The 13,326-nt window shown below is 30.6% G+C and carries 11 protein-coding genes and 1 tRNA gene; 3 read left to right on the top strand and 9 right to left on the bottom strand.

Annotated features, from left to right (window positions below; translation table 11 throughout):
* Positions 1-56: 56 nt before the first annotated feature.
* Together BQ7358_RS04680 and BQ7358_RS04685 are read right to left on the bottom strand one after the other, a co-directional pair.
* Complete coding sequence (locus BQ7358_RS04680; protein ID WP_062171914.1) at positions 57-950, bottom strand: DMT family transporter; 894 nt, start codon at positions 948-950, stop codon at positions 57-59.
* 544 nt (positions 951-1,494) lie between these two features.
* A complete protein-coding gene (locus tag BQ7358_RS04685) occupies positions 1,495-2,478 on the bottom strand; it encodes a DDE-type integrase/transposase/recombinase (protein WP_072520279.1) in 984 nt (327 codons plus the stop codon).
* A 164-nt stretch (positions 2,479-2,642) separates the two neighbouring features.
* Here BQ7358_RS04685 and BQ7358_RS04690 point away from each other — a divergent pair.
* A tRNA-Thr gene (locus BQ7358_RS04690) sits at positions 2,643-2,713 on the top strand.
* Between the two features lie 43 nt (positions 2,714-2,756).
* Here the strand turns inward: BQ7358_RS04690 and ybaK are convergent.
* Entirely contained in the window at positions 2,757-3,245 is a 489-nt protein-coding gene (gene ybaK / locus BQ7358_RS04695) for a Cys-tRNA(Pro) deacylase (protein WP_062171917.1), read from the bottom strand.
* A 330-nt stretch (positions 3,246-3,575) separates the two neighbouring features.
* Between ybaK and BQ7358_RS09170 the strand changes: the two genes are divergently transcribed.
* Both BQ7358_RS09170 and BQ7358_RS09175 read left to right on the top strand, forming a co-directional pair.
* Positions 3,576-4,400 (top strand): ISL3 family transposase, encoded by an 825-nt coding sequence (locus BQ7358_RS09170; RefSeq protein ID WP_062172723.1) that lies wholly within the window; start codon positions 3,576-3,578, stop codon positions 4,398-4,400.
* The gene (locus BQ7358_RS09175; protein WP_231723783.1) at positions 4,369-4,977 is read left to right on the top strand and encodes a transposase; all 609 of its coding nucleotides are present in this window, start codon (positions 4,369-4,371) and stop codon (positions 4,975-4,977) included. The genes BQ7358_RS09170 and BQ7358_RS09175 overlap by 32 nt, the downstream gene beginning before the upstream one ends.
* 20 nt (positions 4,978-4,997) lie before the next feature.
* On the opposite strand, the gene BQ7358_RS04705 is transcribed toward BQ7358_RS09175, so the two are convergent.
* The 6 genes from BQ7358_RS04705 to BQ7358_RS04730 all read right to left on the bottom strand — a co-directional run bounded on the left by BQ7358_RS04705 (position 4,998) and on the right by BQ7358_RS04730 (position 13,200).
* Positions 4,998-7,607, bottom strand: coding sequence for a thioester-forming surface-anchored protein (locus BQ7358_RS04705; protein ID WP_327058535.1), 2,610 nt, complete (start codon positions 7,605-7,607; stop codon positions 4,998-5,000).
* Between the two features lie 743 nt (positions 7,608-8,350).
* Positions 8,351-8,803: a threonine/serine exporter family protein gene (locus tag BQ7358_RS04710; protein ID WP_062171936.1), complete on the bottom strand. Its 453-nt coding sequence runs from the start codon at positions 8,801-8,803 to the stop codon at positions 8,351-8,353.
* Positions 8,803-9,573 carry a threonine/serine exporter family protein gene (locus BQ7358_RS04715; RefSeq protein ID WP_072520264.1) on the bottom strand — a complete coding sequence of 257 codons (771 nt, stop codon included), beginning with the start codon at positions 9,571-9,573 and terminating at the stop codon, positions 8,803-8,805. Before BQ7358_RS04715 ends, BQ7358_RS04710 begins: the two co-directional genes overlap by 1 nt.
* 318 nt (positions 9,574-9,891) lie before the next feature.
* Entirely contained in the window at positions 9,892-11,232 is a 1,341-nt protein-coding gene (locus BQ7358_RS04720; protein WP_072520265.1) for a sensor histidine kinase, read from the bottom strand.
* The gene (locus BQ7358_RS04725; RefSeq protein ID WP_062171946.1) at positions 11,232-11,885 is read right to left on the bottom strand and encodes a response regulator transcription factor; all 654 of its coding nucleotides are present in this window, start codon (positions 11,883-11,885) and stop codon (positions 11,232-11,234) included. The genes BQ7358_RS04720 and BQ7358_RS04725 overlap by 1 nt, the downstream gene beginning before the upstream one ends.
* Positions 11,886-12,273: 388 nt before the next feature.
* Positions 12,274-13,200, bottom strand: coding sequence for a LysM peptidoglycan-binding domain-containing protein (locus tag BQ7358_RS04730; protein WP_062171949.1), 927 nt, complete (start codon positions 13,198-13,200; stop codon positions 12,274-12,276).
* Positions 13,201-13,326: the final 126 nt, after the last annotated feature.

Consider the following 13,326-nt stretch of genomic DNA (forward strand, 5'->3'; position numbering starts at 1 on the left):
TATAAGAAAACGCATCTTATTTTTTTAAAATCATAATTTTTTCCGTTAAATTACAATTAATCTTTAATTTTTTTATCTTTTTTCTGAGAAATAATTATGCCGATAAAAACAATAACCATTCCTACCGCTTCTCTAAGCCCGATATGTTCTCCTAATATTATAACGCCACCTATCGCCGCAACAACAGACTCCAAACTCATTATAAGTGAAGCAGTGTGGGCAGGTATATCACGTTGAGAGATAATTTGTAAAGTATAACCGACGGCACTTGATAATACTCCTAAAGCAAGCAGTGGAGCAGCTACACTTACCACGGCATCCAGTGTAATATTCTCTTTAAAGATTGCTAGACTTAAACTTAAAACACTAACTACTACCAGTTGGTTAATAGATAATAACATTGAGTTAACCCTAACTGTAGCATAACCGATTATTATAATATGAGCACCGTATAAAAATGCACTGATAAAAACTATTAAATCACCTGTTTCAAAGGTAAATTCTTCTTTTACAGATAATAAATAAAAACCGACAACCGACAAGATTAAACCTACAATAAAGTATTTATTAAGTTTTTCGCCAAGAAATACCCCGATAAAAGGTACTAAACAAATATAAAGCACCGTAATAAACCCTGCTTTCCCCGCTGTTGTCATAGCAAGACCTATTTGTTGAATATACATGGCTAAAAACAAAACTATACCGCAAAGAAGCGACCAAAGAAGCCTGCTGTACTTTACTTTTTGAATTTTAATCTTCGGTTCTTGAGTTTTATAAAGTGTAGGGAAAAGAAGTGCAACAGCACTAATCGCTATTACCGCTATTATCGAACGAAATCCGACAACGCTGAGCGGACCGAGAGCCTTACTTGCCAAACTCTGCCAAACAAAAGCTATTCCCCAAATTATCGTTACAATACTTAATAATATTTCCGCTATAAATTTTCTCACATTACAATTCCTTTCTACCGTAAAGTATATGAATAAAACCTCACCATGTAATTTTATAGTGTTATATTAAAAATTTCAACCGTTAACATTTATATAATACACTGTAAAATAAAATTCAAAAAGCAATGACGAAGTGCCGATTTGAACAAAATTAAAAAAATACCGATAAAAACCTTTCTTAATTTCTTTTGTAATTTACGGGTATTTATTTATGCGGAATTTACTGTTTTTTAACCCTCTTATCCTACGCCTATTTCGACCCTACAAACACTTTTACTAAATGAAAAATTTCTGTACATTTGTAAATGATGTGAGACAAAAAAAGTAAAAAATAAATACCGGATATAATAGAATTACATAGAAGCTAGCTTCTATGTAAACCGTATGAAGCCCCCGACGTAAATTACATTATTTGATTAGATTTGCCAGCTTTAATTCCTTAGAGAACATTTCAGATTTCTAAAACTTATTTGTCAAGGATTTGAAAAAGGCGTAGCCCTTGTCCTTGACAAATAAGTTGTGAAATCTATTATCTAACAAGGAATTAAAGCCGGCATATTTTTATAGACTCTTTCCGTAACTCTTTTCTTTTTTCAACAGGAGAAAGCCAATTTAAAGTCTGCATAGGAAGACGGTTAGAGCGATATAGATACTTTTTCATCTGAGATATAAGATCATCATACGAAAAGAAAGATAAATGCCTGTAAAAACGTTCATTATCATTTCTATGACTACGTTCAACCTTACCGTTATGTCTAGGAGTTCTAGGTCTAATAAGTTGATGTTTAATGCCAAGATTATTACACAATACATCAAAAGGGTGTATTCGTTTAGTATCTTTAAAATGCGTAAATTCAAAACCATTATCAGTTTGAATTATCTTGGGTTTATACCCAAAATAATCAATAGCCATTTTAACAAATTGAACAGTAGAGTATGATGATTGTTCTTTAAAAGGGAAAATAAATCTTTCCCTAGTAGCTTCATCAATGATAGTATATTGATAAAATTTATCAGGAATTTCTCCTACATAACAACGTTTAGGAACATATTTCACATCAAGTTGCCATTTTTTACCAATTTCAGTAGGTGTATTATAGGGTTTAGGTTTATAAGGAATTACTTTTTTCTTAGTATCTTTATAAAAACCTAATTTTCTAAGCACTCTAAATAAAGAACAAGGATGTCTTTTATAACCTTTGTTGAATTTAAGTTTAGCATATAATTCAATCATAGAAATATTAGGATTACGTTTAATAAGATTTTTAATCCAAGACAATTCTTCAACTGTATGGGCGTTAGGGTGAATGGAATGAGGTCTATGAGACTTATCTATAAGAGACTCTTTAGTACCGTCATATTTTTTATTCCAACGCAAAAGAGAGGCTTTTGATATTTTATAGCGCCTACAAACAAAACGAATAGAGTTACCGTTTCTATAAGTTTTAACTGCAGCTATTCTTGTTTGTAAAGTATGAGGTATATATCGTTGTGTTTTTTCTATATTTTCTGTTATAATAGTTTTCATAAGAGTAAATTCCTTTTTTTGATTTGTAGGTAACTTCATTATACAGGATTTACTCTTCTTTTTTTTATTATATGTCTCACATCTATTGTAACACTACAACACTTTTACTAAATGAAAAATTTCCTATGTACTTTACTTTCTTTCTATGTTATAATCATTAGTAAGCCGCTATAGTTAAATGGTATAATAGAGCAATGGTAATGCTCCGTTCCCAGTTCAATTCTGGGTAGCGGCATAACTTTAAAGTTTAAAAAGAAGTTGATTAACTTCTTTTTTTATTATGCTGAAATATCCGCTATCTTTGCATCGATTAACTCAACCAATACATCAGGTTTTACTTCAATCTGATGCCCGACTTTACCGGCTGATATAATAATTGTTTCCACATTATTACACTTTATATCAATAATTGTTGGAAATAATTTTTTCATAGCAAACGGTGAACACCCGCCTTTAACGTATCCTGTAATTGTTGTTAAGTCTTTTAGCGGTAACATAGATAATGATTTAAGTTCCACCGCTTTTGCTAATTTTTTAAAATTAATACTGTCTTCACTCATCAATACTCCGACAACATAATTCCCTTTACCGTCAGTTGTCATAATTGTTTTAAATACTTGATTGTGTTCTTTACCGATAATATCCGCTACCCCTACACCGGTTTTTGCCGCATCACTTTTCACATCAAACTCATAATGATTATATTCAACTCCATGTTCCTCTAAAAATCTCATAGCATTTGTTTTTAATTCTTTTTTCTTTACCATATATTCCCTCGGTTATATTAATTTTATTTTTTAATTATTAATTTTTATTCTACTTCAAAGTTTAATTTATGTCAAAGTAATATTAACAATTTATATAAATATTATCTATAAAACTTGATTTTCTCATACTCCATATTTGACACAGAGCCAAAAAAGAACGGATAAAATAATTATCCGTCCTTTTTATCGGTTAGTTATTAACCTTTTGGTTGTATAATAAATACGGGGCATGGGAAAAATCCATACCTCGTATTGTTTTTTAATATACAAAAAGACAAATATCCAATATAATTAAAGTGCAAAAAAATAAACTATGAAAGGATATCTGTCATGAATAATTTTAACACAAAAACAAAAGAAATAAAAGAGGGAGAATTCATTAAAAACCTACTACAAATAAAAGATAAAAATATAACTATTGAGAAAACACATAACGAAACTATAAAAAATAATCAAAAGTACTTTGTATTCAAAGGTACCTTAACATATAAACCCAAGAAGTGTGAATGCTGTGGTTGTCTTAATAAAGGTTATACTGTAGTTAAAAACGGCTTTAATGAACTTACTAGAATTAATCTATTAAAAATATCAGGTATCCCTGCTTATTTGGAACTAAGAAAGCAACGTTTCAAGTGTAAAACTTGTAATAAAAAATTTGTAGCTACTACTTCTTTTGTAGATAAATACTGTAGTATTTCTAAAAATGTTAAGTTTTCTATAATGAGTGATTTAGCTGATACTTTATCTTTTAAACAAATAGCCAAAATGAATAATGTATCGGTTAATACTGTTATAAGAACTCTTTATAAATGTAAATCCCATGTAGACATTCTTAACTATAATACCTTACCTGAGTATTTATGCTTTGATGAGTTAAAGTTTACTAAAGATAGTAAAAATGGTATGAGTTTTATTTTTTTAGATGCTTTAACTCATGAGATTATTGATATAGTTGATGGTAGAACTGAGTATATTTTAAATAATTATTTTTCCAGATTTTCTAAAGAGGCTAGAAGTAATGTTAAGGCTATTTGTATTGATATTTATACTCCTTATATGAAGTTGATTAGAAATAAGTTTCCTAATGCTGAAATTGTTATAGATAGGTTTCATATTATTCAAAATGTTAATAGAGAACTTTATTCAAAATGTTAATAGAGAACTTAATAGAACTAGAGTTAAGCTAATGAATATTTACAAAAAACAAAAAGGTATTAATTATACTCTTTTAAAAAATAATTGGAAGTTAATATTAGAAGATGAAAGTAATGTTACTCATGGTAGGTTTTTCTTTAATAGGAGTTTTAGGAGTTTAGTTACTAGACGTGATATTTTAGATTATTTATTAGGATTAGATTGTATATTTAAGGCTAGCTATGAGAGAGTTCAGGATATTAGATATGCAATAAGGTATAGAAATGAGTTGGAGTTTAAAGAATTAATTGAAAAATCTACTATCGATTTATCTGATGGTGTTAGTAAGGCTATTAATACTATGAGAAAACATAAAGGGTATATGCTTAATAGTGTTAGGTATTCTATTTCTAATGGTTCTTTGGAGGGTATTAATAATAAGATAAAGGTTTTAAAGAGAGTTTCTTATGGTTATAATAGCTTTTATAACTTTAGATTACGCATTTTAGTTGTTTCTAGGTTATTTGTTTCTGAGTATAAAAATAATATTTCTTTTAAGGGCGTTTTGAAAAATGCCAAGCAACACTGCATTGCTTAGCATTTTATCCTTATTTTTTCTCATGCCCCGTATTTGACACAGAGCCAACCTTTTCTTCTTCTTGAATAAGCTAATGCCGCTCCGGCTAGTAACAATCCTCCTGCCACTTCTGCCATACCGTTATCTGCTAAACCTGTATTTGGTAATGTTGATTTTGGTTTATCTTTCGGTGGTATAGGCGGTGCTGGCGGAGTTACCGGTTTGTTTTTATCGGTAACTGTTAATTTATTACCTTCTGCTTTTGCAGTGTTTCCATTTACATTTGTTATTTTTACGTTTCCGTCTTTATCTACTGTAAATGTTATATCCGTTACCGCTAAGTATCCTTCCGGTGCTGCTTCTTCATGGAATGTGTATGTTCCTGCCGCCAGTTTTAATTTATGTGTTTTGTTTTCAACTGATGTCCAGCTTGCTACTACTTTTCCATCTTTTAGAATTTGAATTTTTGCTCCTGCAATTTCTTTTCCACCTAAGTTTACTTTACTGAATTGTACTTCTTTCGGTTGATCAGGTGTTGGAGTTGGTGGTACTACCGGTTTTGTTTTATCTGCTACGATTAGTTTATTCCCCTTAGCTTCTACCTTATTACCATTTACATTTGTTACTTTGACTTTTCCGTCTTTATCTACTGTAAATGTTATATCTGTTACCGCTAAGTATCCTTCCGGTGCTGCTTCTTCGTGGAATGTATATGTTCCTTCTGTTAGGTTAACTTTATGCACTTCATTTGTTGATGTCCAACTATCTACCAGTTGTCCTTCTTTGAAGATTTTAATTTTCGCTCCTGCCAACTCTTTTCCTGCTATGTCAACTTTACTGAATTGCACTTCTTTTTGTCCAGGTGTTGGTGGTTGTGGCGGATTTACCGGTTTTGTTTTATCTGTTACAATTAATTTATTACCCTTAGCTTCTACCTTATTTCCATTTACATTTGTTACTTTGACTTTTCCGTCTTTATCTACTGTAAATGTTATATCTGTTACCGCTAAGTATCCTTCCGGTGCTGCTTCTTCATGGAATGTGTATGTTCCTTCTGTTAGTTTAACTTTATGAGTTTCATTCTCTTTTGAAGTCCATTTTTCCACTACCGTAGTACCTTGTTTAATTTCAATTTGTGCTCCGGCAATTTCTTTACCTGCAATATTTACCTTACTGAACTCTACTTCTTTTTCTGTTTTTGGTTTAATAACCATTATCTGTGCTTTATCTTTAGGATCTTTATGTTCTAATGTTTGTTTTTCATCCGGAGTGCCGTTATTATCTTTATCTACCAGATTTTCTTTTGATGTTACTTCTTCGTATACTACATATGATTTACCGGCTTCTAAGTTTTTAACACTACCGAAATCAAGATCCCAATCACCCTGACCACTTGCATCTGCAGTAAATTCGGCTGTTTTTGTTTCTTTTACTTCTTCTTCATTGTCACCATTTACTGCATAAATTGTTCCTTTTACTTCATATTTTTCACCGGCAACTAAACCTTTATAATGTAGCGTATCCACTACTTTTACTCCGTCTTTATTTTCCGGTACTTCTACTGATTTTGTTGTAGTTGAAACCTGTTCATTTACTTTTACTGTTGTCTGTAATTTAGCATTTTTATCAATATCTTTTTTTTGATCTGTTACTTTTAGTTTATTATTCTCTGTTGTTGCAGTATCACTAGTTTCTTTCTTAATGATTGTTACATTTCCATCTTTATCAACTTTAAATTGAATATCAGTTACCACAGTATAATCATTAGGTGCTGCTTCTTCGTGGAAAGTATATTCACCTTCTTTTAAGTTTACCTTGTGAACTTCATTTGTTGATGTCCAACTGTCTACTACTTCATCACCTTTTTTAATTTGGATTTTTGCTCCCGGCAATTCTTTTCCGGCTAAGTCCACTTTACTAATTTGTACTTCTTTTGCCGGTGTTTCTCTAAAGCGCCCTGTAAGAATTGCTTGATATCCAAGTTTACCACTATGCCATTCCGGTTTATAACCACGAAGTTCAAATTTATCCATAGGCACGGTGATTTTATTCATATCTTCACGCAATATATATAATGCTTTTTGATATTCTTTTGAATATTTTCCAAATAGGTATTGATTGGCTTGATTATCAATTTTTAGTCCATCAGTATAACGCCACATTTCATTTTGAATTAATTGCCAAAAATCATATATAGCATGTTCACGATCTTTCCAACCTGCTTTTTTTACAATATTAGTTGGATCTTTTAAATAAATATAAACTAATTTAGTAAAAAGATCCCAAAGCTGATCATCAGGTGTAGAAACATGGCTATAAGTATGATTATCTCTAACAAATTTAGAAAGAGAATCCTTGTTAAGTTTTGTTAATCTTTCATACTTACCAAAATATTGATCACTATTATAATCATACCTAGGAAATTGCTTACCATTGGCTAAGCAAAAACCAAAATACTCCGCAATTTTATGTTCTTCGTCTGATGTAACCATACCCAAACGATTACTTGTTCCGGCTGAATAATATTTGCCATCTGCTGAATCAGCTACGGCATCATTAGGATAACCGGTATCGCCATTAGAATTTTCCGCTTTTACATAATTAGCAGCTAATCCAACAACCATAAGTATCGTTAGAACAATACTAATAATTTTTTAAATGATTTTTTCATTTAATATACCTCCTGTATTTATTATAACTACTCATAAAAAACAAAAAGATAACCCACACAAGTAATATAAAAAATAATGCTTTAAACCCTATTTATAAATTACTTCCCTAGATTACCTTCATATTTTCCATTACAGATTATACCATATATTTTTTGATTTTACTACTAATAATATGAAATAAATATGAAATAATGTTAGTTATGTAAATAAACCAAAAACAAAATAATAAATTGTTAATCTATTTTTAAAATCAAGTACCTTATTTTACAGTGTTATTACTATTAATTATATAAAGTAATAAAAAAATTACTTTTAATTAATAATTTGAAAATTTTTACTAAAATCACAATTTTAATTAGTATAACTCCTTTTTAAATCGTTTTCATTTACACTTTTTATCAAATTATTAACAAAATTAATTTAAAATAAAATTTTTTCACTATCTTATATTTTAGATAATTCTATTCATTTTTACAACGGAATTTTTCCTTTTTTCATTTATTTTAATTTTGCTAATAAGAGTAATTTTCTTTTGTGTGAAATTTTACGACCTTTTATAATGGAAGAAAATCGTATTATTCAACAAAAAACACATAACCTTTAAAACTAAAAGTTATGTGCTTAATATTTGAAATTTTCTTCCCTTTTGGTTTAGTTTTAATATTTTTAATCTCTCTAAAACGATTTTTTATTCATGCTATTATAAGTCGTTGGTTTTCGACTTATATACGCCCTTTTTTATGTAGTAAAGATCCTATTATTACTCTAAACAACGAATCCGCAATAATTATCCCAACTGCTAAACCTACAGCACCGTAAAAGCTGTTTAAAAATATATGCGCTGAGTTTGAGTATTCATCAAGCAGCAATGTTCTAAAAGCATCGTAAATCGTTACCCCCGGTACGACGGGTACAAGCCCCGGGATAAAGTAAACCGTTAAAGGCATTTTAAATTTAATGGCGCAGATTTGGCTGATATTAGCTAATAGTAATGAACAGACTAAACTTGCCATAAAGACACTTTGACCGTGGCTCCACATCTCCCAATATCCGCACCAACCTATAGCCCCGATAACACCACCGGTTACTAAGGTTTTTTTAGGAACATCGCATAAAATCGCAAATGATACCGAAGAGATAAAACTGAACACAAAATGATACAATAACATTAACATTATGCCTCCCCTCCTACCAATCTAAGAATAAAGTAAACCGTTACGATTCCCGCTCCCAGTGCAAAGGCAATACAAAACGTTTCGACGAATCTAATCATACCCGATAAATAATGTCTTGCCATAATATCACGCATTGAATTAGTAATCGTAATTCCCGGTACAAGAGGAACTACCGCACCGACCATAGCAAATTTTAATGAAACACCGTTACAAAGTAAATATGTTACGTATCCCGCCGCCCCCCCTACAAAGGTACTGATATATTCTGAAATAAAAGGTGCTTTTAAATATCCTGCAACTCTTAAAAAAACGTAGTAGGCGACAACTCCGGCGATTCCCCCCGGAAAAACATCCCACCAACTACCTTCAAAAATAAGAACGATACTTCCACTTAAAATTCCGGCACATAAAATTTTGAACCATTCCGGAATTTTACTTTGTTCTTTTTCAACAATTTTTAAACTTTTATACATATCGGTTAATCCGATTTTCCCGGCTGTATATGCCCTTGAGAGTGTATTAACAGCCGTTGTTTTGGTCAGGTTATATGTTCTGTCTTCCACACGACGAAAATCAGTTCCGACATCTTCAATTCTAACAAAAAGCCCTGAAAGAGTGACGTGGGTGTAATAAATATCCATTCTAGGATCGCCGATACCCTTTCGAATAATTCGCTCCATTGTATCTTCTATTCGATACACTTCCGCTCCATTTTCCATAAGAATTTTCCCGGCAAGTAATGCTGTCTTCATTAATAATTTTTCATTCATAACAATTATCCATCTTAAAACAAAATGTTTTATAGTCCTTTCCTAGAATTTCAACAAACATATTATAGCATAAATATTTAACTAAAAATATAGTTTTGTTTAAAAATATTTTATATTTAGTATTAAGAATTTTTCAGGCTTTATTAGTTGCCCTTAATATCTTTGTATATTGGAAAAAGCTAACTATACTTCTTTTAAAAATACTTATTAAAAACATTATTACGGCGTTATTTTTAAATTATTTAAAAATAAAATTTTATTTTATCAAAATTAAAGAATAAAAAATCAACTTTAGGAAAATGTTTCCCCGCGGTTGATTTATTTTATCGGTAATTCTATTTTAAATCTCATACCATCTTTATATGGTAGAAAACTATAGTTCAACTCATAGCTTTCTAAAATATTTTTAACAATGTATATACCCAATCCCGTTCCTCTGTTTTTGGCATTATCAAATACTTGGGTGCGATAGAATATTTTAAACAGATTATCCAATTCACTTTTCTCAAGTGCTTCGCAAGTGTTATCCACCACCAAATAGTTATTTTGTAAGTGTATGCTTATCTCTCCATAAAATTGGGTATATTTTACGGCATTTCCTATAATGTTTGATAGTACTTTGCCAAACGCCTGTTTGTTCATTAGAATGGTTTTTTCTTCACAAAGTAGGTTTTGAATTTTTAATTTTTTATTTAGGTATAGCTCTTCATAATTTTTTAGAATATTTTCTACCTCTTTTTTTACAAAAAGTTCTTCTTTATTTTCAGTCCATTCTTGAAATTTTGACGATTCTAAAATTTCTTTAAGCAATTTGTCCATATCATCAATAACGGAAATACTCTTTTTAAGATAAGTATTATGATTTTTATATTTTCCGATATTGTAAAGCATACTTTCCTGCATAATTTTCAAACTGGTTAAAGGCGTTTTTAATTCATGAGAAGCACTTCGCAAAAAGTTAACTTTTTGTTCTTGAAGTTTTTCTATATTTTTATTTTTAGTTTTCAAAGTTTCAATAACAGCCAGCAATGTCTCATACAATTTATTAATATGTAATCCTACTTCTCCTATTTCATCTTTTTGAACTATATCGAATCTGGCATTAGGGTCTAATTTTTCCATTTTTTCTGTTACATCAGCAGCGTATAACAGCGGTCTAACTAATATTTTTGAATAAAAATAAGAAAATACTATCGAGAAAAACAAGGTAATTCCGACCACTGCCGGTAATGTTAACCGTAATGTTCTCGTGAATTTCTCTTTAACGTCTTTACTTAGGACGACTTGAACAATAACACGGTAGCCGTCACTTGTCGTTAATGATCTTTCTTCTATTAGTAATTGGTTATTTTCTCCCTTGTTTTCTATATCCAAATCATGAGTTAATTCGAACTTTCCATCATTTATATCTCTTTTTAAATGTGCCGTTAAATTTATATTTTTAGAGTAGGCTTCTAAAAATGTTCGTACTTCGGAAATATTTTTACCGTTTAAACTTTGAACTAAAACATCAGCCCTTTCTCTTATCTCTCTTTTTTCTTGTTTAAGATATTCATTAGGGAATACACAATAAAAAATTGCATGCGCCAACAATGATATACTTCCTAAAATAGTTATTGTGTAAATAAAAGTCTTGGGAAAAATTTTCATATTCTTCATTATAATTTTATCTTATACCCCACATTCTTAACAGTTATTATGCAGTCTAATACTAATTTCTTTCTTAAATTTTTTATGTAAACATCAATCACTCTTTCCAACGGAATACCTTCGGTATCGCTCCAAGCGTGTTCTATTATCTGGCTTCTGGTTAACACTTGATTTGGATAGCGAAGCAATAATCTCAATATATCCAATTCTTTTGGTTTTATATCGACTTCATGCCCGCCGTTGGTTGCGTTGTAACTGGTAAAATCGACTATTGTTTCACCGTAAGACCATGTATCGTGTATACCATAGTGTCTGGTTAATAATGCTTTTACCCTTTTTTCAAGTAATGCCAAAGAAAACGGTTTTATTACATAGTCATCAGCATCCAGATCAAAACAAATTAACTGTGTTTGTTCATCATTTAATGCACTTAGTATTATGACCGGTATATTACTGATTTTTCTAATTTCTTTTAACACTTCAAACCCATGCTTTTTCGGTAGCATCAAATCTAAAATAATTAGATCTACAGTATTACTATTAAATAGATTTAATCCTTGTTCTCCATTTTCTGCCAATAATACATTGTAATTTTCTTCTTTGAAAAACTCTGCTATTCCGTCTAAAATTATTTCTTCATTATCAATAATAAGTATATTCATATAGTCTTTCTCCAATCATAATATTATGGTTTCTATCAACTATTTCAATATATCCTTTTTAAATTTATAACAGTATTATCGTATCACTTTATCTTAAAATTTTCAATCTAATCATCAAAATTTCATATTTGTTTCATATAAAACATAATAATTTATGCTGGTATATTTTATAAACTTTATCTTATATTTACCCTCTTTTTACAATAAAAGGCTCTATATTAAATATTAAAATGAAATTTTCCCATGCCGGATATTTATTATACAACCTATAAATTTTATAGGAAAAGTATTTATCTTGTTTTTGGATAGTGCTGTAAGAAAAATTTCCATATAAATTTAAAAAAGCACCTCGAATATCATTCGAGATGCCTTTGAACTTTACTTTATATTATCTTACACGGATATATACAGCTCCACTACCTACGCTTGCAGTGTTAAGTACTGTTTGGTTTCCGTACCAACCACCGTGAACTGCTTGACCGTTTCCTGCATATACGGCAATATGAGCTAATCCTATTCCACCGTTAGCATAATAGATTAAGTCACCCGGTTGTGCTTGTGATGCCGGAACTACTGTTCCTAATTTCATGTATCCAGCCGGCCAGTCGTGGAAATTAATTCCTACTGCTTTAAGTGCATTTGTTACCAACATTGTACAGTCTTGGTATCTTCCTAATTGCGCTAAAGCCGCTTGATAAATTGCAGATCCTTTGCTAGAAGATCTCACTGTTGCTGCCGGAGCAGGTGCTTTAGTTGTTGTTTGAGCAACTGCTTTAGTTTGTGCTTTTGGTGCTTCTGCTTTTTTAACTTCCGCTTTTGGAGTTGCAGCCGCTTTTTCTTCAACTTTCGCTACAGTTTTAGTTGGAGTGCTTTCCACTACACTAGTTTTCGCTACAGTATTTTCCGCTTTTGCCGGAGCTGATTCAGTTACTTTTAATACTTCACCAACATAAATTAAGTTTGGATTAGAAACATTGTTTAATTGTACTAACTTATCTACCGATACTCCAAATTTATTAGAAATTTTACCTAAAGTATCACCTAAAACTACTGTGTAGTATCCTTGTGATTTAGCTTTTGCCACTTGTGATACAGTTTCGTTATAAGTTAATTTATCTCCAGGAAAGATAAGTGAACTTGTAAGATTGTTATCTTTCATAAGTTGGTCAACTGTTGTTCCGTTGTTAATAGCAATATCCCAAAGTGTATCACCTTTTTTTACTGTATATGTATCCGCATCAGCCACTTGTGCCAATCCGAAAGCCACTGTCGATACTATTGCTGTTGTTGCTACTAATTTATGTAATTTACCCATCTGTTCTAAAATCTCCTTAAATTCATATTTGTGAACTTATATTCACTTTTATCAATTTTCTTTAATGTATTTTCAATTTCTAAATTTATAGTTTCTTAACGTTTTTTCAAACCAATGTAGTAACAT

It is taken from the genome of Gemella massiliensis, assembly GCF_900120125.1.
GTDB classification, from domain to species: domain Bacteria; phylum Bacillota; class Bacilli; order Staphylococcales; family Gemellaceae; genus Gemella; species Gemella massiliensis.